The following is a 22,359-nucleotide window of genomic DNA, read 5'->3' on the forward strand; positions in this document are numbered from 1 at the left end:
TCGGAATCGCAGATCAACTGAACGTCACTGTCTCACTTGACTTGACACATAGCGAGGAGGTGGAGGCGTGGGCCGCTCCGACGGTGCTGGCGCACAAGTTCCAGGCGAGTCGATGTGTGGTGGGGGTGTCGGGGATTTCGCCTGTGCTGATGGCGGTGTCGACGATTTCACTGATGGTGTTCACCCAGTGTGCAAAGCCGTCGGTGTTGTCGATGGAGGGTTCGAGAGTGAGCTTCATGCCAGCACGTAGGTTGATGTCCTCGGTGATCTGTCGTGCGAGGGACGTGAAGATCGCTGTCAGTTGCTCTGGTGATGTACTGCTCGGACCGGCCGTTGCGTCAGTGACGGTTTCGTCGACGGTGCGTTTCCAGTCGGAGAGGAGTTGGTTGCCGATCGCGTCTTTGGATGGAAAGTGGTAGTACATCGCGCCTTTGGCGAATTTTCCAGCGCGGGCGATGGTGTTCATGCTGGTGTGGCCGTACCCGTCGGTGTCGAAGTGACGGGCCGCAACGGTGATGATCGCGTCCCGTGTTCGCACTGCGCGAGCCTGGGGCTCCGCGTTCTTGCTGCCGGGGGCACGGCCGATCCGGGGGCGGGTTCTCGCGGCGGTGTCTTCCGGCGTGTTCGCTGCCTCGATGGGGCTGGTCATCGTGATGTTCCTTCGATCATGCGGACGGTAACCGGATCAGGTGTGCACCACATCAGCAGCCGTTCGTCGACGTGCAGGTGCGAAGGTCGGCGATAACGTGGAGTCGTTCCGGTTCGCTGAGTAGAACCGGCAAGGGTGAGAGGTTGCGCATTTCACGGGCAGTCTCGGTGTCGGAGGCTTCGATCTCTCGGACGGCGTCGATGTCGTTGTTGCTCACGATGTGTTCCCACTGGTCGAGGCATCGGGTCAGTGAGGCGCCGGTGACGTGCTGGCGCAGTCGGTGCAGGCTGTGGTGGACCTGATCGGTGTCGAGGTTGAGGTGTTCGCGTTCTATTTTGTCGAGGACGGCGGTGTGCAGGAGCTTCTTGCGGATGACTTTGCGTGGGACTACGGACATCGTCAGCTCCTTTCACGATGCTGCGGTGATTGCCTACGACCTGGTAAAACCGCGTTCAATGTAGCGGATGCCCGCCACTGTCGGCGTCTACACTTGATTGGGGTTCTTCGTAGAATACGATGGTGTGATGTTGATTGGTTACGCACGGTGCGCATCGTCTGGTGACGATGAGCAGGTCGAGCGTGACCAACTCGTGAAACTCGGGGTCGAGCCAAGTCGGATTCATGTCGATCATGGTTTGAGCGGTATTGATCGGCCGCGGCCGGCACTTGCAGCGGCACTCGGCGCGGTGTCTGCGCGTGACACGTTGGTGGTCACCTCGCTCGACCGGTTGGCGCGTTCGGTGCCGGATCTTTCGGATATCACTTCTGACTTGTCGCGTCGGGACGTGTTGTTGATGTTCGACGGTGTCGTGCACGATCCGAAGGACCCGATCGGTGAGACCGTGTTTTCGATGCTGTCGACGACGTTCGCGCAGTTCGAGTCCGGTCTACTGCGGTTGCGGCTACATGAGAGTGTTGCCCAGAGGAAAGCATCGGGTGCGTTCAAGGGACGTAAGCCGAAACTCACTCCGGAGCAGCAAGCGGAGATGTTCGACTTGTACGAACGGCATGAATCGTCCGTCCCCGAATTGATGAAACGCTTTTCTCTCTCTCAACCTGCGGTCTACCAGTACCTCGCACGCGAGAGAACCCTTCGATCCTCACCTGATCCAACTCCCGACCACTGACTGACGCACCCAGAATCCTTTAGAGGGCAAGGCATCACGAAGTGGTGTCGCGGCAGACCGTTTGTGCGCTGTTCGCTTTGTCTGGTGTTCAGGCGTTGCGGTGTGGGCCGATGAGACTGTCGAGGTAAGCGACCTGGGCGTCGAGACCGGCGCGGACGTCGTCGATGTCGTCTCGCATGGCGGTGGTGTGCCCGGCGGCGTATTCGGAGCCGGTGATTTGCCTGAAGACTCGGTCCACGTCCCCTCCCCCGGCTGCCAGCTCGGTCACTGCCTGCAGATTGTGCAGTGCGGCCCCGATCGGGGTGAGGGCTTGTTCGTAGGCGCGTAGCGCGGCGATCCGGTCGACGAGTGCAGCTTCTGCTTGTGCGGCAACGACGTGCCGTCTGTCCCACTCGGCCCGTGCTCGGGCGAGTTGGTCGGTGCCGTCGTCTATCGGCAGCGTCGGCGTATTGGATCGCACACGGAGTAGTTCATGAGCGGCGGCCGCGATCATGTGCAGTTCCATGGTGAAACCGAGAACGGAACGGTGCCCGTCGAGCATGGGGTGCGCCCAGGCTGGGTCGAAGATGATCCGTGCGACAACATTTTCCGCAACTGCAACGAGCCGGATCTCGGGGCCTTCCCCGCGCAACGGCCAATGCAACGAGGAGTACGCACTGCGCAGTTCCTCACGCTGCTGCGTGGTCAGTTGTGTGAAGCCGCGAGGTTTCCCTGTGAGAGTGCGTCACCAGCTCGGTTGGGCGACAAGTTCGTTCGGGTCGACGATCGTGGTCGAGAGTGCCGCGGCGGTGGACTGCGTGGAAGCACTGACGACTGCCCAGTCGAAGACTGCGGTGGTGAGTGGGGATCGGCGAGGGAAACCGAGTCGCCACCATCGACCCGGCGACCAGATGGCACCGATTCCTCCCGAGCCAACGAACCGATGAAATCGCTCATGCACTGCGCAAACACACCGAGGCCGTGGTGTGCCAAATTCCGGTCCGGATCGATCCGGCTCACCGCGATCCCGCCCTACGCGCGTGAGCCGACGCTCAGAGCGAGGTCCCGAACAACATGCCGAGCAGATACGTCGCGCCGGCAGCGCCATAGCCGATCGTAAGTTGGCGTAGGGCCCTCTTGAACGGCGACCCGCCCGACAGCAACCCGACCACAACGCCCGTCGTCAGCAACGCGATCCCCACGAGTACGGACGCGACGATCAGAGCCGTCATGCCTTCCAGGCCGAACAGATACGGCAGCACCGGAATGATGGCGCCCGAGGCGAAGAAGCAAAAACTTGCCGCCGCTGCGCCCAACCCGGTTCCGACGGCTTCATGGTCGTCGACAACGTCAGCGGCGCCGAAGGTGCTGTTCGCGAGGACCTCGGCGGCGCGCTGGTCCGCTTCCTCGGCGGACATGCCGCGGGCCCGGTAGACCAGGGACAATTCGTTGGCGTCGACGTCGAGCAGTCCGACGGCTTCGCTGGCCGCGGGACCAGGATTGGACGCTTCCAACAACTCTCGCTGCGAGCGGACTGAAACGTACTCGCCGGCTCCCATCGACAGGGCGCCGGCCAGAAGCCCGGCCATGCCGGTGATCAGAACGATCTGGTTGGAGACGCCGCTACCGCTGATGCCGAGCACGAGAGCGAGATTGCTGACGAGGCCGTCGTTGGCTCCGAAGACGGCGGCACGAAACGTCCCCGAAAGTCTGTTCCGACCCCGAGTGGCCAAGGCTCGCACCACTTCTTCGTGGATCTTCTCATCCGCGCCCATCGATGCGGTCGCGTCGGCGTCGTTCGGATACGGGGATCGCGTCTCCGCGCGCTGGGCAAGAGCGAGCACGAACACGGAACCGAAACGCCTGGCCAGAAAGCCCAGTATCCGAGTGCGGATATCGCCGCGTAGTGGTTTGCCGACGTGATCGCCGAGAAGCGCTCGCCAGTGCGCCTCGTGTCGGCCCTCCGCGTCGGCCAGGGCGAGAAGGATTTCGCGTTCCTCGCCGCTGCGCCTACTCGCGAGGTCGCGGTAGACGGCGGCCTCGGCTTGTTCGTCGGCGAGGTATCGTCTCCAGCGCTTGACATCTCGCGGGTCTGGATCGGGTCGTGCGGCCGGAACTGTGGACATCGTGTTCCCCTTCCGGTGAGGCGGTCACGCTTCAAGTACGCGATCCATCCACGTCGTCAGATCATTGATGACGTCGTCGCGGTTGGTCTCGTTGAAGATCTCGTGCCTGGCGCCCGGATAGGTGTAATAGGTGACGTCTTCGATCCCCGCCGAGTTGTACCGTTCGACTGCGACGTCGGTACGGCTCAGCGCGGCGTTGAGAGGATCCGAGGTGCCGACGAAGACCAGGATCGGAAGGTCTTGTCGCACACCCTCGACGTCGACGAACCTCGGTCCCGCTGCGATAAGTCCGCCCATGCCTGCGTCGTCCAGGCTGAAACCGCACAGCGGATCGTTGATGTACAAATCCACCTGCGCTTCGTCACGGCTGAGCCAGTCGTGCGGAGTGCGGGCCGGTTCGAATTCGGCGTTGAACTGGGCGAGGACGTCCGGGCCGTCGTTGACGAGGCTCTCGATCAGTTGATCGACCGCGGTAGTCCCCGACAGTGCGACGGCGTCGATCAGGTGCGAATGATCGAGGATGTACTGCTGCGAAGCGAACGAACCGAGGCTGTGGCTGAGCAGTACGACGGGCAGGCCGGGGTGTTTGTCGCGGATGATGCCCGTGAGGGTCACCATGTCTGCCACCAAGCGGTTCCAGCCGTCGTCGCCGATGTTGCCTGGGCCGGCGTGCATGCTCTCACCGTGGCCGCGGTGGTCCGCCGCGTAGACGTGGAAACCGCGAGCATTCAGGGCTTCGGCGACGTGTGCGTAGCGTTTTGCGTGCTCACCCATACCGTGCGCGAGTTGAACAACCCCTCGAGGTTCCTGCTCGGTGGGCCATTCGTGGACATGAATGACCACTCCGTCGTCGCTGGTGAAGGTGAACATGCGCTACTCCCGGTGGTCGCGATCCGGACAGGTTATTTCTCATGCTAGATCCGCAGCGGCAATCCATCCGGGAAGTAGGTCCTGATCACCGGCGAGCCTGATTCGTTTCTGCACATCCGGCCTCGGATTCGGATATACCGGACACGGATGTTCCGGAGCCAGTTGTCGACCAGCTTGAGGAGTACAGAGCGATGAATCCCAACCGCATGCGCAACGTCGGCTTGTTGGCGGCTCCACTTGCTGCTCTCGCCCTTCTCAGCGGTTGCGGCTCGGACGAAACGGGAACGGCCGAGAGTTCACCGGCACCCGCCTCAACCACGAGCGCCTCTGCGCCGACGACCCAGACCGGTACTGCCGCACCTTCGACGACCCATACCGACCACACCCAAACCACAACCTCGACGGCACCCAATCCCGAAGGCTGCGCGATCGGGGAGCTGAACGTCACCCTCGGCGAGTCGAGTGGCGCCGCCGGTTCTGTGGAGCTTCCGGTGGTCTTCACCAACACGGGCGGTCGCACGTGCACGCTCGACGGTTTCCCCGGCGTCTCGTATGTCACGGGAGCGTCCGGAAGCGAAGTGGGTGCTGCAGCCGGCCGCTCCGGATCCGGTTCACTCGTCTCCCTTGCCCCTGGCTCTGCCGCAACGTCTTTGGTGCGCGCCACGAATGTCGAGAACTACCCGGCAGATCAGTGCGGCGTGACCGACGTTGCGGGACTGAGGGTTTACCCGCCCAACAGCTACGACTCGGTCTTCCTTGCCTACCCCACCAAGGGTTGCTCGATGACCGGCGCGAACATCAATCAGCTGACGGTCGCGCCGGTCGCCCGCTGAGTCACGGCTTGAGGCGTCGTAGGCCCCAGAGCGCCGGCAGGAGGAACAATCCCGAAAGGATCAGGACGAGTGCAGCTTCCGTGAACTGGAAACGCCAGAACCGATCAGCTGAGTGGTAGCGAACTTCGTAGTGGTCGACGCCGTGTTCCCGCAAACAGATCTCCATCTCTCTGTTCTGCTGCGCTGAGAGCACATCCATGCGGAGGCTGTACTCGGCGCCGGTCTCCTCCGGGCGCTGGTCGTATGGGTTCTCGCCGCCTGATCCACCCCACGTGCACTCGTCGTATTTGATGTCGACCCAGTTACCGCGGAGGTCGACATATCCCTGCGCGAGTTCCCAATTGACCGCGGGAATACTGGTATCGCTCGAATAGTAGGAACTGAATCCGGCGACGGGTGACGTTCGGACACTCGGCTCGGCGTAATCGGGTCGTGCAACCAACTGAAATGCTGCCAGGATCGCAACAACACCGACCATCGTGATCGCCATTGCGCCGATCGAACTACGCACCAGCAAAGCCAGAGCTGCTCCGAGCATGAGTGCCATGAATGTGTATGCACCCAAGACCAGTCCGCTGGATTGAAAGAGCGGATACGACAGGTTCGATATCTCGACGAAAGTCGAACGCCCGGCAACAAATCCATACCGGGAGTTGTCCGGGAGGGATCGAGCCCATTGCAATGCAAATCCGAGCAATGCGGAAGCCACAGAAATCGGCAGGAAGACGATCAACACACGGGTCCAGAACCACCGAGTCCGACTGACCGATTGAGTAAGCCCCAGTACGTGTGTTCCTTGTTCGACATCCCGCGAAAACACGGTTACCCCGATCAACACGCCGAGGAACACCGGCAGAGCAGTAGCAACCACTGTCGTCAGGGTGAGAGCCGTCTCTGCCGTGCAGATCGCGGTGATGTCGTCGAAGCAACTGAGTGGCGATCCGAAGCGTTGGGTTTGTCCGCTGCTCTTGATGATCGCACCACTCGACAAGACAATGACTGCTAGTGCCGCGATGAATCCCAATGACACAATGAGCGATGTCCGGTGGTGCCGCCACGTAACCCAGATCATGCCGCCACCATCGTTTCTGCGCTCAGGTGCCCGAGCACCACGTCGTCGAGAGTTGCGTCGTCGATCACCCAGCCGGCCCGAGGGCTCGGACGGATTCCCTCCACCACATGAGAATTCGACCGCATCCCCTTGTCGGTATGAATGACCGCACCGCCACCGACCACGTCCGAAGGATCGCCGTCCCCGATCAATACGTAATGGGCAGCGATCAATTCATCCAACGGACCGGATAATCTCGCGTTTCCGCCGCCCAGCAGAAGAAGTCGATCCGAGACGTCTGCCAATTCGGAAACGATGTGTGAAGACAACAGAACCGTGGTGCCGTACTCGGCAACGTCTTCGAGCAGAGTGGTCGCGACGGACCGCCGCGCCACGGGATCAAGATCCGCCAAGGGCTCGTCGAGTAGAAGCAACTGCGGTCTGCGCCCGAGCGCCAAAGCCAGTGCAACCCTGGTTCGTTGACCTGGTGACAGAGTCTTCGCCTTTGCATCGAGAGCAATCCCAGCGCGCTCCACCAGATCCAGAGCGTACTTCGCATCCCACTCGTCGTTGGTGTATGCGCCGAATCGAAGAAGTTCTGCAACAGTGAATTTGGGATACAGCGGCTTGTGCTGAGCGAGGTACGACAGGCCTGGGCAGATGCCGTCCTGATCCGGCGTGCTGCCCAGGACGGAGATCGAACCGTGGTCAGGCATCGTCAACCCGACCGCCAAGGACATCAGTGTGGACTTGCCCGCTCCGTTCACCCCGACCAGGGCAGTGATGCTTCCTGTCGCGACCTCGAATGTGCAGGCGTCGAGCACCTTCTTCTTGCCGAAGCGCTTGTCCACGTCCTGCATCGTGAGCGCCGATTCTTGCGCAGTCATGATGTCTCCCCCTGCTTTCCGGACGGATCCGATTCGATGAACGTCTTCTCGAGCTCCAAACTCACCAATGCTTCGATGTCCGTGCGCTCGAGTCCGGCGGCCACGGCATCTGCAACCCAACGCGCCAACTCACGACGTAGCGCAGAGCTTTCCGCCATACCGGGCTTGGCCAGGGACTTCACGACGAACGTGCCCAATCCGGGTCTCGGGGCGACAAGTCCGTCGCGCTCGAGTTCCTTGTAGGCCTTCAGGACTGTGTTCGGGTTGATCGCGAGCGCTCCCACGACGTCCTTGGCTGTGGGCAGCCGATCCCCGACTTGGAGATCACCGAGCCTGAGCGCCTGCTTCACCTGAAGGACCAATTGCACGTAAGTGGGAATGCCGGATCGGCGGTCGATACGGAAGTCGATCATCCGAACCCTTTCACTAGTTCATTAGTGGAATAGATATTTACCCTGCCTTGACCTCCCGGGTCAAGCCAGACGACCCCTGTAAAGTGCAGATGCCCCGGTTCACCGGGGTGCCACGCTGCTCGTGTGAAGTTCGGTGAAACCCCGGCACTGTCGACGCAACTGTGAATTCGCCCGTCACTACTCGCGGCGAACGAGTCAGGTCACCGGCCTCGTGGCGACACGATGGTTCTCGGACGAAGGACCGCTCGTGGCGCTTCGCCTCGCGGCCGCGCTGCTCGCGACCCTTCACCACTAGCGGAGGGGTGGCTGTGAGTACTCGGCCGACACATAGATTCAGATCTGTACTTGCAGCACTGACGGTGAGCACCGCACTGCTTGCCGGTGCCTGCAGTAGCTCGACGTCCGATGCACCCGCAACCACAGCCGCCTCGGACGGCTCGTTCCCGGTGACTGTTGTTTCCGGTCCCACGGATTCCGGCACGGACATCACCATCGAGTCACGTCCGCAGTCGATCGTGTCACTCAGTCCCAGCGCCACCGAGACCCTGTGGGCCGTCGGCGCGGGCGATCAGGTGAAGGCCGTCGACAATCAGTCCGACTACCCGGCCGGTATCCCGGTCACCGATCTCTCGGGCTTTCAACCGAACGTCGAAGCCATCCTCGGCTACGCACCGGATCTGGTGATCGCATCGGATGACATGAACGATCTTGTCTCCGGGCTGCAAAAGGCGAAGGTGCCGACACTCCTACTACCGGCAGCCACAAGCATCGACGACGTCTACGCCCAGATCGAGCGCGTCGCGAAGGCCACCGGCCACGAGGACAAGGGCACCGAAGTTGTCGACACCATGCGCTCGGACATCGACGCCGCTGTCGCCAGTGTTCCTGCGCGCCAACAGCCGCTGACGTACTTCCACGAACTCGACTCCTCGCTCTACACCGTCACGAGCTCGAGCTTCGTCGGGCAGATCTACTCGCTGTTCGGAATGAAGAGCATCGCCGACGCCGCGGGGCAGGGCGACTATCCGCAGCTGTCCGCCGAATTCGTGGTGCAGGCCAATCCCGATCTCATCTTTCTCGCAGACTCCCAATGCTGTGGAGTGACAGCAGAATCCGTCGCCGCCCGGCCCGGGTGGAGCGGCATGAAAGCGGTTACCGGCAACCAGATCCATGTGCTCGACGAAGACCTTTCCAGCCGCTGGGGACCTCGTGTCGCCGATCAGGTGAAGGCCGTCGCGGCCATCGTTGCCCAAGTTCCCGCGGCCTGAGCACTCGATGATCAAAGCCGGTATCTCCCAACATCGGACCGTCGTTCTGCTCGGCGCCGCGCTGATTCTGTGCGCTGCCTTGCTGATCGGTGTTCTGGTGGGGCCGGCCGGATTGACGCCTGATCGGACCATTCTCGAACTTCTGGACGGAATACCCGGCATCCATATAGATTCCGGCCTCACCGCAACACAGCAGGCGATTCTCTGGCAGATCCGGCTTCCGCGAGTAGTCCTGGGCGCGTTGGTCGGAGCAATGTTGGCCGTTGCCGGTGCCGCCTACCAGGGCGTGTTTCGAAATCCCTTGGCAGATCCGTATCTCCTCGGCGTTTCCAGCGGAGCCGGACTGGGCGCAACCCTCGCCATCGTTTCGGGTGGAGCGCTGGGCATGTTCGGAATTCCCATGGCCGCCTTCGTCGGTGGTGTGCTGGCCGTGTTCGCAACTTATTCGCTCGGCCGAAGCATAGGCGGGCCGCAGAACGCGGTAGTCATCATCCTCGCCGGTGTCGCAGTCGCAGCGTTCACGAATGCAGCGCAGACTTTTGTCCAGCAGCGGTTCGACGATTCACTCCGCGAGGTCTATTCCTGGCTGCTCGGCGGATTGTCCACCGACGGTTGGTCGGAAGTTCTGGTTGTCCTGCCGTACGTCGCGCTGGCATCTGCCGTCATCCTGGTACATCGACGCGTACTCGACGTGATGGCCGTAGGTGACGTCGAAGCCGCCAGCCTCGGCGTCGACCCGGCCAGATCACGCCTGGTACTGGTGCTCGCCGCAACTCTGGGAACGGCGGCGGTCGTGAGTGCAAGTGGACTGATCGGCTTTGTCGGAATCGTTGTTCCCCATGCGGTTCGACTGGTCGTCGGCCCGTCGCATCGACTGCTTCTCCCCCTGTCACTCATGCTCGGAGCGGCGTTTCTCGTCCTCACCGACGTCGCCGCCCGCACGGTCATGGCACCGGCCGAACTCCCCATCGGGGTTGTGACCGCGATGATCGGCGCTCCGTTCTTCCTTCTGGTTCTGCGCCGCAGCCGGGTCTCGGCATGACCGACAGCGCAGTGCGGTGCCGCGACCTCCGAGTCAACCTCGGCGGCAAAGACGTCGTCGACGGCATCGATCTCGATGTGGCACCCGGCGATTGGGTTGCCGTGGTCGGGCCGAACGGCGCCGGCAAGACAACCTTGATGCATGCCCTCGCTGGATTGATTCCGTCTACCGGTGAGCTCTCGGTCGGGGGACTGAGTCCTCGCAATTCCAGCCGCAAGGCGATGTCCGCCGTAGTCGCGTTGATGCCTCAGCGTCCGGTAGTACCCGAGGGCTCAACGGTTAAGGAACTGGTTGCGCTCGGCCGCACTCCCTATCTACGACGCTTCGGAACCGAAACCGCTACTGACCGTTCGGTGATCTCTTCGGTGATCGAGAGGCTCGACCTCGCCGAGTTCGCAGATCGACGAGCCACCGAACTTTCCGGCGGCGAATTGCAGCGCGTGGTCCTGGCTCGGGCATTGGCTCAAGAACCTCAGGTACTGCTCCTGGACGAACCCACCAGCGCGCTCGACATCGGTCACCAGCAGCAGGTTCTCGACTTGGTGGAGGAACTGCGTGAGGCGGACAACATCACGGTCATCGCCGCGATGCACGACCTCACTCTCGCGGGTCAGTACGGTCGACGAATCGTGCTGCTGGACAAGGGCAGCGTGGTTGCCGACGGCACTCCCTCAGCGGTGCTGGAGGCAGACCTCCTCGGCCGCGTGTACGGCGCCCGGGTCGAAATCCTGGACCGGCCCAGCGGTCCCATAGTTGTTCCGATTCGGCAGGAAGGCACCCGCTGATGGAATTGGTGATGCTCGGCACCGGTGCTGCCGACGGTTGGCCGAACCCGTTCTGTACTTGCCCTTCCTGCCTGGCTGCCCTGTCGAGTGAAACCATTCGCGGGCACACTGCCGCCCTGGTGGACAACAGAATTCTGTTAGACTGTGGACCCGAAGTACCGCGTGCCGCATCGCGATTCGGTCGCACGCTGGCACACGTCGAACACATCCTGCTGACGCATTCTCATCCCGATCACCTCGGCCCGATGGCATTGCTGTTCCGGTCCTGGGCATCGCGCACCGAACCACTACAGGTTCTCGGACCACCCGACGCGCTCGCTCTCTGCCGAGACTGGGTGGGCCCGGATGACTCGGTGACTTTCACACCGCTCGAGACCGGCCAGTCGATCATGTTGGGCACCTATCGTGTTCGCGCACTCGAAGCCGCGCACGAAGTACCCACCCTTCTCTACGACATCACCGACGCATCCGGAACCCGAATCTTCTGGGCCACCGACACCGGGCCTCTGCCCGAATCCACAGTCGACGCCCTTGCCGACGCCCGTTTCGACGCCGTCTTTCTCGAAGAGACCTTCGGCTACAAAACTGACCACGGCACCGGGCACCATGATCTGCCGAATTTCGCGGAGACGGTGTCGCGACTACGCAACTGCGACGCGATCGCCGATCGAACCGATGTGGTCGCCGTACACCTCGGACACCACAACCCAATCGAAAACGAACTCTCGGAAGCACTTCGCGTGTCCGGGGCGCGAGCGGTTCCGGATGGAGCTGTGCTCGAGATCGGGGTAGGACAGAGCCATCGAACTCTGGTCACCGGTGGCGCCCGCTCGGGCAAGTCCACTTACGCGGAGGGCCTGCTTGCCGGCTACCGGAACGTCACGTACATCGCCACCGGGGATCCGCAGGACGACGATCCCGACTGGATCGAACGAATTGCGTCGCATCGCGCGCGGAGGCCGTCGACGTGGACGACGGTAGAGACCTCCGAAGTCGCCGAGATTCTCGCGGCCGCAACAACACCGATACTGCTCGATTGCCTCGGCACGTGGTTGACCGCACGTCTGGACCGACATCAGGCGTGGGCGACAAAAGATCTCAGCGCCGTCCACGCAGATATCGACCGGTTGGCCGACGCCTGGACCGCCTGTCCGGTTCCGATTGTCGCCGTCACGAACGAAGTGGGAAGCGGCGTCGTCCCGGACACGAAGTCCGGGAGGCTGTTCCGCGATCTACTCGGTCTGGTGAACAGCCGAATCGCCAGTGAATCGGAGTCCGTGGTCCTGATGACCGCCGGGCTCCCACTGAGCCTGCGCGTGTGACGTCAGAGCAATCCGGTGAGCTGACGCGCACAATCGAGTAGAAAACCGACCAACTCTCGATCCTCATCCGTCACTCGCCCGCTCGCTCCTTGAACACACAACCCGCCGGCCACCTGGTCTGCGTGATCTCGAACCGGTACTGCTACCGCGGATCGACCCAGGCGGCATTCCTGGTTCTCGAATGCAAAACCCTGCAGGCGAACAGACCTCAGCTGCTCATACAACGCATCGAAATCATCGAGGGTGAACTCCGTGACCCGGCGAAGTTCCAAACCCGAAAGCAACCGCTCGTCGTGCGCCAACAGAACCTTCCCCAGCGCATTCGCGTGAAGGTTCTTGGCCAGTGCCGCTATTCCAATGATCTCGTGATCCGGATCCTTGTCGACGAACCGCAAGCGCCCACCGGCGAATGACGCGACGTGCAATCCGAACCTCGTGTGTGTCCGCATGTCCTCGACGCGCTCGTGCAGCGTCGGCGCCGGACCACTCGACGACGCCGCATGCGAGAGCTCGGCAGTCCGACGTCCCAACGCGAACCCTGACAGGTCCGGCACCCGCACGAGAAAGCCCTCCGCCACCAGCAGATTCAGCATCCGGTACGCCGTGGCCGATGGAACGCCTGCAAAAGTGGCGATCTCCTTCGCGGTTGTTCCCGGTCCCAGATGAGCCACCGCCTCGAGCATCCCCAGCGCCTTCTGAACCGCACGCGGTTGTTGTCCACTGAAGTGGGTCTCTTCGCCGATCTGTTTTCCTGATCGTGGACCAGCGGTTGCACGGTCCGTGGTCACCGCCCATGCTCGGGCGAGTCACCCTCGACGGTCCCACGATCCGGAACGAGTCGCCTTCGCCCGTCACCGTCGATCAGCAGAGTGCCAGCACCGGGCAACAGGTCCGCCGTCTCGACGCTGTCGAAAGCGCCAACCATCAGAAGGCTTTCAGGTCTGGCTCTACGGAGCAATGCGCTCCACACTGTCCCCGACACCACAACAGCAAGAGCAGCGATCGGCAGTGCCCACATCCCGTGAACCGCACCGTCGAGAACGATGTAGACCAGTAGACCAGCACCGGCGGTACTCACGGACAGGGTGCATATCCGGGTCAGCGACGTATGTTCCCCGATTCGGCGCAAGAACTTCCACGAAGCAAAGGCCACCAGCGTGTAAGCGCAGACCAACGCGGTCTCCACCACGCCGTCGAAGGATCCCGAATCGTCGCGAACCGTATCCGAATAGATGAATACTCCCGCCGCACTTACCGCGACGAACACAAGTACCGCAACGTACGGGGTACGGAACCGTCTGTGCACGCGAGCGAGCGGCGCAGGCAGTACCCGTTCGATCCCCATCGAGTACAACAACCGCGAACCCGCCTGCGCACAACCGAGAGTGGATGCGAACCAGGAACACGTCATTCCGATCTTGACTGCCAGAACCACCTCCGCGCTGGCCCCGGATGCCGTTCCCTCGAAGTACGCTCCGACGATCGTCGCGCCGTGGCCGGTCATCGCCGCCCAGGCCGCAAAAACGAAGAGGACCCCGCAGATGATCGGCGAAATGAGAACCGTGCGTGTGACGCTGATGAGTGGTCGCTTCGCTTCCGGGCCGAAGAAGGCCGAACTTTCGAAGCCCGCCATGCTGAGCACCGTCAGCATCGCGAGAAACGGAACTGCACTCAGCGACGGATTCGGCAGGGCAACAGCAGTTGTCGTGTCACTGTGCGTCGCCAGCATGACCACGACGATGAGAATCAACGAGCACGCTTCGACGACCAGGATCGCTCGGGTGGCGAACCGGACGCCGCGCACTGCAATCCACGCGACGGCCAGGGCAATCGCCACCGTCGTGATCACCGTCGCGGCAGTTCCTCGCACGTCGGGGCCGACAATGGCGATGGTATCGAGCAGACTCGGAACTGCCTGCGAGAAAACCGAAACCGAGATTCCGAGATACCCGAGTACCAGTGCGGCACCCGCCGTCAGTGTCGCCCGGATACCGGCGCCCGCCGTCAGGGTCGCCCGGATACCGGAGCCTTGGAAGACGAAGCTGTACAACGATCCTGCTGCGGCCAGTCTCCGCGTGAACTGAGTGATGCAGAACGCGACGAGAAACACCGCCGAAGTTGTCGCAGCAATCGCAGCCAACCCGACGTAGCCGGGACTGTAGGTGATCATCCACAGGGCGATGAACACCATTCCCGTTGCCGGCGCGATCGTGGAGAGTGATTGCCCCAACAGGTCGATCGGGGTCAGACGTCCTCGTCCGAGACCACGGAGCGGGGAGAACACGGGCTCACTGTGTTGATCCGCATTCTGCGCTCGCGTGATCGCTGCACGCAGTGCCGCACTCACGGCCATGTGTCACCGTCCGTCGCGTCCAGGCCCGAACCTACGAGCGAATTGTCAGAATTCGGTCAAGTTAGTCCGCTTATGTTTCCGCGCAGTTTCCACGATGGCGCGCACAGAACTTTCAAGTGAGAATCCGACTCTGTTTCCCACCCAGCGTCATGCCGGATCAAGGGCGGCCGACGGTATCCGGCCCCTCCGGGAGCACCTTGACCTGCGAGTTCTCCGATTCTCACACGACAGCTGCTCTCTCAGTTGCACCTCGTCCAGGCGTAGCGCGGTCGACGCGGGTTCGCAGCATCGCCCGTACAGGATGTGTCCCACACACCACCGGCACTACCCGAGAGGAACGGAGGAAGCATGGACTTGGTCAGCGCCACCACTTCGGCGATCATCGGATTTGTTCTCCTGCTCGCCGGCATTCCCAAGCTGAACGACCACGACGGGGTCCTTCGTTCGGTGCGCGGATACAAAGTGTTGCCGGTGCGACTCGAAGTACCGATCGCTCGCATCCTTCCCGTCGCGGAAACCGTCGTAGGCATCCTTCTGGTTCTCGGCGTGGTCCATCGCCTCGCCGCCTTGGTTGCTGCCGTCATGTTCGCGTCGTTCTTCACGAGCCTCACGATCAACCTCCTGCGTGGGCGACGCGATCTGGACTGCGGATGTTTTGCATTCGGGGTCGGCGAGATTCCGCGTATCGGATGGTTCCACGCCGTTCGCGCCGGAACACTCGCGGTGATCGCTGTGGCACTGTCGGTCACCGCCGGACAGGCTGAGATCGGCGTCCAGGTCGTGGCGGCGACCTTCGGATTCCTCCTCGTTCTGGCTGGAGTTGCTCTCGCACAAATTCGTTCGGTGGTCCACCTCGGACGACGCCCGGTCGACGACTACCTGTCGAGCGCCTCCATCCGCCTCCGAACCGCCGAAACCGCGTCCCGGTACGGCTCGTGACTCACATCCCCACCACTGAAAACTCGAAGGCAGGACTACCACGATGACCACTTTCCTCCTTGTCGCGACAGTGATCCTGGTGATCGCCGTAGCCGTACTGTTCTTGATGGTTCTTGCTCTGGCTCGTGAAATCGGCCGCGTACAAGTACGTCTCGGACCTCTCGGTGCCCGGATGATGGATACCGGCCCCAAGGTCGAACAGGCCGGCCCGTCGTTTGCCGGTCTCATCGATCAGGAAGGACGGACCGTCGGAGTCGGTGGTCACCGCGACAAACCTCAACTCCTGCTGTTCACAGCACCGAGTTGCTCGACATGCAAGAGCCTTCTTCCCGGCGTAAGGGCAATGGCCCGAGCCGAATCGGATCTCGACGTGATCATCATCTCCGACGGAACACCCGAAGAGCATCGCGAGTTCCTGGCCGGCAGCGGGATCGGTTCCGAGCTCAGTTACATCGACGCTCGAGACGTCGGTATCGCGTACCAGGTGGGCACCACTCCGTACGGCGTGATTCTCGACGAGCACGGCAAGATCCGAGGAAAGGGCCTGTGCAATCACATGGCTCAGGTGGAAAGCCTGCTCAATGCGCTCGAATCCGGCACCCCCTCACTCCAGCACCTTCATGCCCAGGCGAAATCCGGCAGCGCGGCCTGATCTTCCTGCACAGTTCGATCCTCTTCACGAATCAGGAGAAAATCGTTGGACGACAATGAATTCCCGCAGCACAACATGACGGAGAATCGATATCCCGTCGACGAGGCGACAGTTCAGGCCCAGGCCGAATGGATGGCGGGCCAGGGCGGTTCGCTCACCAGTCGAACCGGACGTAAACTCTCCGAACGAGTTTCGCGGCGATCCATGATCAGTCGGATCGGCAAGTGGACCATGGGTGTGTCAGGAGTGGCGCTGATCAGCACACTTCCTGTGACACGTAGTGCCTTCGCCCAAGAGCCCGAGGTTCCTGCGCCGGCACCTGGCCCCGAACCTCTTGTCCCTGTCTACGACGGTAAAGATCCGGCCGAGTGCGAGTACTGGCGCTGGTGCAACATGGACGGAACGTCCTGTGCCGCATGCAACGGCGGCGGTGTCACCACCTGCGCCCCCGGCAGCAAGCCCGGCGCAGAGTTCTGGGTCGGATGCTGCACCAACCCTGATACCGGCAAGACCTATCTGATCGCCTACTACGACTGCTGCGGGGCACCTTCGTGTTCCAACGCATTCTGCGGCGAACCGGACATGCAGGCCGTGATGTACAACCCGGTCTCCGGAAGCTACGACCAGGAAATCATCTGGTGTGTCTCCGACGAGTCTCAGGCATACACCTGCACGATGGCGCCCATCATCGGTGAGGACTGCCAGACTCGACCGGCCGAGCGCCCCAAGGTCGGTGCCGGATCATGAGCAGTTCGCGAACCCGAAAACTGGCGCGCCCGGCCGTTGCCGTCATCCCACTCACCGTCGTACTCGCGCTGGCCGGTTGCAGTTCGTCCGACAACGACGAACCTTCCAGCGCAGGCGATGTCACCTATCCGACAGTTCCGTTCACTGCTCCGGGCGAGGGGATCTCCCTCGGTCACGACGACCAGGAAATCGGCGATACCATTCCCGAGCCATTGCACGTCGGTTCGATCACCCCGATCGCAGCTGACCGCTTGCTGGGCGTCGAAGGTGGATTCGGCCAGCTCGAGCTCAGCGTCAACGTCATCGATCCGAAAACCGGTGTGGCCGAGAGCCGAATCACCGTCGGCCCGGGTATCTGGGATCCGGTCATTCACGGATTCGTCGGGGATTCCGCCGAGGATCCTGCGGTGCTCGCTGCCGAGGTGTGGCGCCCCCGAGGTTCCCGCGGCGCAGCAGATTTCACGGTCAGCACCTACTCCGGAAACCTGCTGGAACCAGCCGAGGTCATGCTTCCGGACGTCGCACGCGTACATTCCCGTCCCGGCTCGAACGCCGTGACGTCCGACGGCAAGTTCTTCGTCACGTGGGACGACGGTTTGTACGGAATCAGAGTGGTCGACCTCGAGAAGAAGGAAGCGACCGGTGCACTCCAGATAGTCGGCTGCGGTCCGTTCACGTGGATGGTCGATCACGAGCTGTACAGCGTCTGCGAGGACACCCGGGAACTGCTGCACGTCACGATCGGTGACGACGGTGTTCCGAAGGAAACCGCCCGAAGCAAGGTCCTACCCGAGGATTTTGTCTCCACCCGCAAGGTCACGTGGGCATCGGAAGCACAAAAAGCCTTGCTGGTCAGTGAGAACGGCGATGTGTACGTCTTCGACTTCTCCAACGGACTGCCTCAGGAAGGTGTCAAGCCGATCGGAAACGCCGGGCAGGACTCCGGTCGATTCTCGGAGAACGTCATCAATGCCGACGCAACCCGGCTCGCAATCGCGTACACGGACACGGCTATTCATCCGGACTCTGCTCGGGGAGGCTCACTGGTCAAGATCGACTTGTCCGACGCAACGACCTTCGCCCCGGTGAAGAGCTTGACACTGGCAGACCTCGGCTTGACAGACATCAAGAGCATGACCTTTTCCGTCGACGGCGCCACGTTCTACGTGCTCGGTTCGGGACCTGAGGTCGAAGGCTCCGCTCCGCAGAAGATCGTGGGTTACAACGCGAGCACCGGCGAGCAGGTCAGTTCCGTCGATGTCTCGGGCAACGTCGGTGATGTCAGCGGGTTGATCACACCAGAAGTACTCCGATGAGTCGTCCCGGATCCGGTGTGGTGATGGGCCGGCGCCGCTTCCTGAGTTTGGGAGCACTCGGCGCCGGAGCACTCGGGCTCGGCGCAATGGGGACGATTGCCGGATGCAGTTCCACTGCAGCATCTCCGACGCCCACGACCGATCTCGACTACATCCTGCCCACCGACCCCGAAGTTGCCGCCGCAGAATCGGCGCGAGCCTGGAACGGGACCACCGCCGCGTTTGCCCTTGCCGCCGGATTCTCGACGGTAGATCTTGGCGGACGCCTCGTGGACACGTGGACGTACGGAGGCGCTGCGGTGGCTCCGGAACTTCGGCTGAAGTCCGGTGACCGGGTGAACGTCAGCGTCCAGAACGGCCTCGACGCCGAAACAACACTGCACTGGCACGGAATTCGAATCCGCAACGACATGGACGGCGCGGCCCCCACCACGCAGGCCCCCATCGCCGCCGGTTCGAGTTTCGAGTACAACTTCATCGCACCGGATCCGGGAACGTACTGGTACCACTCGCACAGCGGATTACAAGCCGATCGGGGGCTCTTCGGCGCCATGATCGTCGAGGACCCGAACGACATCACCGGGGCCGACGTCGATGCCGTTCTGGTGCTCGACGACTGGCTCGACGGATTGGGTACCACACCGGATTCAGTCCTGATGGCCCTGAACCCGGCAATTTCGGGCGGGCACGGCGGACACGGCGGTGGGGCAACAACTCCGGCGGAACACTCGGAAGCCGACATGTCCGTCGCGCAACAGTTGGTGAGCGGCGGACACGGTTCTTCCGAACCACTCGGCGGGATGACTCAACACATCGCGTATCCACTGCACTTGATCAACGGGCGGCCACCCAACGATCCTGCTGTCGTCACTGCAGCGCCCGGTTCGATCCTGCGACTGCGAATCATCAACGCAGCGGCCGAAACTCCGTACCGGTTTGCTGTGGCCGGTCACGAGATGACAATCGTCGCTACCGATGGCTACGACGTGGAACCAACTCCCGCCGACACCATCATCGTCGGAATGGCCCAACGCTACGACGTACTGGTGACGGTGAAGTCGGGAACATGGCCGGTGGTGGCGAAGGTCGAGGGCCGAGATGGTTATGCGTCGACCGTCCTACGCAGCACCGACGCGTTGGCGCTGGCGAATCCGGATGTGGGCGGAAACCTCTCGGAACTGGCTGGCCGACTGGTCACCGAAAGCGAACTCCGACCCACGGAATCCGCACGGCTCGAGACGAAGTCGCCTGATCGCGACTACCACATCGAATTGATCCAGGCCGGCGATCGGTACGTCTGGGGAATGGCGGGAGCCGATGCGGGCAAGCTCGTCATGAAACAGGGCGAACGGGTCCGGATCACCATGAAGAACACGTCCACGATGTGGCACCCCATGCACACCCACGGCCACACGTTTGCGGTACCGGATTACGGCGGACTTCGCCGAGACACCGTCAACGTCCTACCCGGCACCGAGCTTGCCATCGAGTTCGACGCCGACAATCCCGGCGAGTGGATGTTCCACTGCCACAACGCCTACCACTTCGAGGCCGGCATGACGGCAAATCTGCGTTACGTCCGCTGACAAGTCGAAGAATGGAGAGAACACCTCATGAAGAAACTCGTTCCCGCTTTCCTGGCCGCGTGCGCTGCCCTGAGCCTCACCGCCTGCAGTAGTGATGCCGGTGCGTCGTCGGACGAACCTGCAGTCGTGATCGAGGTGAAGAACATGGCGTACACACCGGCATCGGTCACCATCGAGAAGGGACAGACCGTCGAATGGAAGTTCGACGACAGCGGACTCCCCCACGACGTGGTCGGCAACGGTGATCTCGACGGGAAACTGAAGAGCGAGTTACTCACCGAGGGAACCTTCTCGTACACGTTCGACGACGCCGGAACCTTCACCTACCACTGCACGCCCCATCCGATGATGGTGGGCACCGTGATCGTTCAATAGTGAGGAGGTGGATCGTCGGCTTCGGCCTCGCTGTCGCGGCGACGTGTGTCCCAGCTTGCGGCACAGAAGATCCCGTCCCCGACGTGGTGGTCGAGATCAGCAATGTTCAGTTCAGCCCGATGGACGTCACCGTGGAACACGGCGGCACCGTCGAGTGGCGCTTCGACGACGGTGGACTCCTGCATCATGTGGAATCACCCGGCTTGTTCGACAGTGGTATCACCGGAGACGGAACATTCCGGCACACGTTCGAGAGCGTCGGCGTCTACGAGTATTCGTGCTCCGTCCACCCGTACATGATCGGCGTCATCACAGTGCTGTGAACTCTGGCTCATCACTTTTCGCCGCGACTTCGGCTCAACACTTTTCCTGAACCACAAACACTTCGGAGGATCTGATGACTACTGTTCTCTCACACGGCCCACTACAGGCCGATGTCCCTGACATCCGGCCGACCCTTCAAGGCTCGGTCGGCACCGCGACCCGTGTCAGCCTCGTCGCTGCGGGCGCTGCTGCGGGTGCCGGCCTCACACTCGTGGCCACGCCATCTGCGACAACAGCTTTGACCACAGCTGTTATCGGCGCCGGCCTGGTTACGTCGCTGGCTGCGAACTGGTCGACCTGCGGAATGTCCGTCGCCGGAGTTGTTGCCGCACCGAAGCAGGTAGATCGGAAGGGATCCTCGACCCCCGTCCGCCGACTCGGCTGGCACGCTCTGGGTTCGGTCACGACGGGAGCCGTCACCGGGGCATTGATCGGCGCTCTCGGTGCGGCGATGTCCGGGTACGTCCCGATCGGCTGGGCGCTGGGCGTCTGGGCCGTCGTCGCGGTTGCGTACGGGCTGCACGAGTTGGGTGCGGTGAGGATGCCGACTCCGATGCGGCGCCAACAGCTTCCGCGCCATCTGCGCCGCACAATGGCGCCCTGGAAGGTCTCGCTGATCTTCGGCGCGATCATCGGTCCGGGATTTCTGATCTTCATCCGCTCGAGTGCGTACTACCTCCTGGCACTCGGCGTCATGGCTTCGGGTTCACCGGCTCTCGGGGCGGCGCTGTTCACGGTCGTATCCCTTGGCCGCTGCATGCCCAGCCTCGCGGCAATCGTGCACACCAAGCGTGGTGGCTCGATGCCGGGATTCCTCTCGATCATGTGCGTCGTGGACCGTCGCGTGCAGAGCGTCACCGGCGCGGCATTGATCGCACTGGGAGCATTCGCCGCCGCAGCACTGATCTGACTGTCGAGCTAGCACCCTTCACCTCGAGTGAACACACGCTCCGACTCTCCGGAGCGTGTGTTCACTCGACAGAAACCGTGCGCACTCACCCCGCGTCAGGGAATCGACAGCGCCACCTGGACCGAGTCCTCCGACGGCGACGTCACCTTTGCGTCCCGACTCCAGAGCATGTCCACCGCTGCCTTGGGCTTGGCAAGAACCCACTCCCGCGCGGCGTTCTTGATCAGCGTCGGAGTTGCGCACCCGCAATCGCTGTTCACACCGTCTGCGTCGATGCCGACGTCTCGGCACAACGCAACAGCGCGGGGCACGTGATACCCCTGAGTGACGATCAACGCCTTGGTTACCCCATACGTATGTATGGCCCGAAAGCAGGTGTCATAGGTGTCGAGGCCGTACGGATCCCCCACGATGCGACGCTCATCTATTCCCTGCTCCACCAGGTAGTTCGTCATCGCCGCGATCTCGTCACCCGAGCCGCCGTTCGCGTCGCCGGAGACCAGGACCGCTTTAGCCTTTCCCGCTTCCACCAGTTCGACTGCTGCGTCCAGCCGCCCTTTCAGGAAAGCCATCGGCTTACCGTCCTTGATCTGCGCGCCCAGCACGATCACAACCGGAGCGTCGGGAGCATCGGCGGCGTCTGACGTATGTCCGGCCGACGCCACGGAGATCCACACGATCGAGCCCGCGTAGACAACTGCTCCGAGCACCGCAATGCCTGCGACCCAACGAGGCCACCTGCGCTTGCGCGGCGGTTTCACTGGATCTGCAGCAGCTTCGTCCATTCGTCGATCAAACCACACGG

General features: G+C 62.3%; 25 protein-coding genes. 14 read left to right on the top strand and 11 right to left on the bottom strand.

Going from position 1 to position 22,359, the window contains the following annotated elements; translation table 11 throughout:
• Positions 1-13: 13 nt before the first annotated feature.
• On the bottom strand, positions 14-649 hold the full coding sequence (locus H7C86_RS30795; protein WP_182262893.1) for a TetR/AcrR family transcriptional regulator: 636 nt from the start codon (positions 647-649) through the stop codon (positions 14-16).
• Between the two features lie 52 nt (positions 650-701).
• On the bottom strand, positions 702-1,046 hold the full coding sequence (locus tag H7C86_RS30800; RefSeq protein WP_182262894.1) for a hypothetical protein: 345 nt from the start codon (positions 1,044-1,046) through the stop codon (positions 702-704).
• A 127-nt stretch (positions 1,047-1,173) separates the two neighbouring features.
• Here H7C86_RS30800 and H7C86_RS30805 point away from each other — a divergent pair, with 127 nt between their 5' ends.
• On the top strand, positions 1,174-1,776 hold the full coding sequence (locus H7C86_RS30805) for a recombinase family protein (protein WP_182262895.1): 603 nt from the start codon (positions 1,174-1,176) through the stop codon (positions 1,774-1,776).
• Between the two features lie 88 nt (positions 1,777-1,864).
• Here the strand turns inward: H7C86_RS30805 and H7C86_RS37535 are convergent, their stop codons facing one another.
• The 3 genes from H7C86_RS37535 to H7C86_RS30820 form a co-directional block, all read right to left on the bottom strand.
• Positions 1,865-2,407 (bottom strand): hypothetical protein, encoded by a 543-nt coding sequence (locus H7C86_RS37535; protein ID WP_259349346.1) that lies wholly within the window; start codon positions 2,405-2,407, stop codon positions 1,865-1,867.
• A 400-nt stretch (positions 2,408-2,807) separates the two neighbouring features.
• On the bottom strand, positions 2,808-3,881 hold the full coding sequence (locus H7C86_RS30815; RefSeq protein WP_182262896.1) for a VIT1/CCC1 family protein: 1,074 nt from the start codon (positions 3,879-3,881) through the stop codon (positions 2,808-2,810).
• A 24-nt stretch (positions 3,882-3,905) separates the two neighbouring features.
• Positions 3,906-4,751 carry an alpha/beta hydrolase gene (locus H7C86_RS30820; protein WP_003939910.1) on the bottom strand — a complete coding sequence of 282 codons (846 nt, stop codon included), beginning with the start codon at positions 4,749-4,751 and terminating at the stop codon, positions 3,906-3,908.
• A 191-nt stretch (positions 4,752-4,942) separates the two neighbouring features.
• Here H7C86_RS30820 and H7C86_RS30825 point away from each other — a divergent pair, with 191 nt between their 5' ends.
• Positions 4,943-5,584 (top strand): DUF4232 domain-containing protein, encoded by a 642-nt coding sequence (locus H7C86_RS30825; RefSeq protein WP_134998904.1) that lies wholly within the window; start codon positions 4,943-4,945, stop codon positions 5,582-5,584.
• A gap of 1 nt (position 5,585) precedes the next feature.
• Here the strand turns inward: H7C86_RS30825 and H7C86_RS30830 are convergent, their stop codons facing one another.
• Genes H7C86_RS30830 through H7C86_RS30840 form a run of 3 tightly spaced genes read right to left on the bottom strand, consistent with a single transcriptional unit; the run spans position 5,586 to position 7,935 of the window.
• On the bottom strand, positions 5,586-6,656 hold the full coding sequence (locus H7C86_RS30830) for an ABC transporter permease (RefSeq protein ID WP_020970981.1): 1,071 nt from the start codon (positions 6,654-6,656) through the stop codon (positions 5,586-5,588).
• A complete protein-coding gene (locus H7C86_RS30835; protein WP_182262897.1) occupies positions 6,653-7,522 on the bottom strand; it encodes an ABC transporter ATP-binding protein in 870 nt (289 codons plus the stop codon). Before H7C86_RS30835 ends, H7C86_RS30830 begins: the two co-directional genes overlap by 4 nt.
• Positions 7,519-7,935 carry a GntR family transcriptional regulator gene (locus H7C86_RS30840; protein WP_007729675.1) on the bottom strand — a complete coding sequence of 139 codons (417 nt, stop codon included), beginning with the start codon at positions 7,933-7,935 and terminating at the stop codon, positions 7,519-7,521. Before H7C86_RS30840 ends, H7C86_RS30835 begins: the two co-directional genes overlap by 4 nt.
• Positions 7,936-8,243: 308 nt before the next feature.
• Between H7C86_RS30840 and H7C86_RS30845 the strand changes: the two genes are divergently transcribed.
• From H7C86_RS30845 to cobU, 4 genes are read left to right on the top strand one after another with little or no spacing between them, the layout of a single operon-like run.
• Entirely contained in the window at positions 8,244-9,203 is a 960-nt protein-coding gene (locus H7C86_RS30845; protein ID WP_182262898.1) for an ABC transporter substrate-binding protein, read from the top strand.
• A 7-nt stretch (positions 9,204-9,210) separates the two neighbouring features.
• Positions 9,211-10,245 (top strand): iron ABC transporter permease, encoded by a 1,035-nt coding sequence (locus H7C86_RS30850; RefSeq protein WP_182262899.1) that lies wholly within the window; start codon positions 9,211-9,213, stop codon positions 10,243-10,245.
• A complete protein-coding gene (locus H7C86_RS30855) occupies positions 10,242-11,030 on the top strand; it encodes an ABC transporter ATP-binding protein (RefSeq protein WP_182262900.1) in 789 nt (262 codons plus the stop codon). Before H7C86_RS30850 ends, H7C86_RS30855 begins: the two co-directional genes overlap by 4 nt.
• Positions 11,030-12,352, top strand: coding sequence for a bifunctional adenosylcobinamide kinase/adenosylcobinamide-phosphate guanylyltransferase (gene cobU / locus H7C86_RS30860; RefSeq protein WP_182262901.1), 1,323 nt, complete (start codon positions 11,030-11,032; stop codon positions 12,350-12,352). Before H7C86_RS30855 ends, cobU begins: the two co-directional genes overlap by 1 nt.
• A 2-nt stretch (positions 12,353-12,354) precedes the next feature.
• On the opposite strand, the gene H7C86_RS30865 is transcribed toward cobU, so the two are convergent.
• Positions 12,355-13,140 carry an IclR family transcriptional regulator gene (locus H7C86_RS30865; RefSeq protein ID WP_182262902.1) on the bottom strand — a complete coding sequence of 262 codons (786 nt, stop codon included), beginning with the start codon at positions 13,138-13,140 and terminating at the stop codon, positions 12,355-12,357.
• A complete protein-coding gene (locus H7C86_RS30870; RefSeq protein WP_182262903.1) occupies positions 13,137-14,705 on the bottom strand; it encodes an APC family permease in 1,569 nt (522 codons plus the stop codon). The genes H7C86_RS30865 and H7C86_RS30870 overlap by 4 nt, the downstream gene beginning before the upstream one ends.
• A gap of 348 nt (positions 14,706-15,053) precedes the next feature.
• On the opposite strand from H7C86_RS30870, the gene H7C86_RS30875 reads away from it, so the two are divergent.
• From H7C86_RS30875 to H7C86_RS30910, 8 genes are all read left to right on the top strand, one after another.
• The gene (locus H7C86_RS30875; RefSeq protein ID WP_182262904.1) at positions 15,054-15,644 is read left to right on the top strand and encodes a MauE/DoxX family redox-associated membrane protein; all 591 of its coding nucleotides are present in this window, start codon (positions 15,054-15,056) and stop codon (positions 15,642-15,644) included.
• Positions 15,645-15,687: 43 nt separating this feature from the next.
• Positions 15,688-16,296, top strand: coding sequence for a redoxin domain-containing protein (locus tag H7C86_RS30880; protein ID WP_019745575.1), 609 nt, complete (start codon positions 15,688-15,690; stop codon positions 16,294-16,296).
• A 75-nt stretch (positions 16,297-16,371) separates the two neighbouring features.
• Positions 16,372-17,043 (top strand): methylamine dehydrogenase light chain, encoded by a 672-nt coding sequence (locus H7C86_RS30885; protein WP_029256402.1) that lies wholly within the window; start codon positions 16,372-16,374, stop codon positions 17,041-17,043.
• Positions 17,040-18,359 carry a hypothetical protein gene (locus tag H7C86_RS30890; protein ID WP_042447108.1) on the top strand — a complete coding sequence of 440 codons (1,320 nt, stop codon included), beginning with the start codon at positions 17,040-17,042 and terminating at the stop codon, positions 18,357-18,359. The genes H7C86_RS30885 and H7C86_RS30890 overlap by 4 nt, the downstream gene beginning before the upstream one ends.
• Positions 18,356-19,945 (top strand): multicopper oxidase family protein, encoded by a 1,590-nt coding sequence (locus H7C86_RS30895; protein ID WP_182262905.1) that lies wholly within the window; start codon positions 18,356-18,358, stop codon positions 19,943-19,945. Before H7C86_RS30890 ends, H7C86_RS30895 begins: the two co-directional genes overlap by 4 nt.
• A 27-nt stretch (positions 19,946-19,972) precedes the next feature.
• Positions 19,973-20,320: a plastocyanin/azurin family copper-binding protein gene (locus tag H7C86_RS30900; RefSeq protein WP_003940240.1), complete on the top strand. Its 348-nt coding sequence runs from the start codon at positions 19,973-19,975 to the stop codon at positions 20,318-20,320.
• A complete protein-coding gene (locus tag H7C86_RS30905) occupies positions 20,320-20,643 on the top strand; it encodes a cupredoxin domain-containing protein (RefSeq protein ID WP_019745578.1) in 324 nt (107 codons plus the stop codon). Before H7C86_RS30900 ends, H7C86_RS30905 begins: the two co-directional genes overlap by 1 nt.
• A 74-nt stretch (positions 20,644-20,717) precedes the next feature.
• On the top strand, positions 20,718-21,554 hold the full coding sequence (locus H7C86_RS30910) for a methylamine utilization protein (protein ID WP_182262906.1): 837 nt from the start codon (positions 20,718-20,720) through the stop codon (positions 21,552-21,554).
• Positions 21,555-21,649: 95 nt separating this feature from the next.
• Here H7C86_RS30910 and H7C86_RS30915 read toward each other — a convergent pair whose 3' ends face one another.
• Positions 21,650-22,339, bottom strand: a complete 690-nt coding sequence (locus tag H7C86_RS30915) for a vancomycin high temperature exclusion protein (protein ID WP_182262907.1) — start codon at positions 22,337-22,339, stop codon at positions 21,650-21,652.
• Positions 22,340-22,359 lie beyond the last annotated feature (20 nt).

Origin of the sequence: Rhodococcus sp. UFZ-B548 (genome assembly GCF_903819475.1) — a bacterium.
Lineage (GTDB): Bacteria > Actinomycetota > Actinomycetes > Mycobacteriales > Mycobacteriaceae > Rhodococcus_F > Rhodococcus_F erythropolis.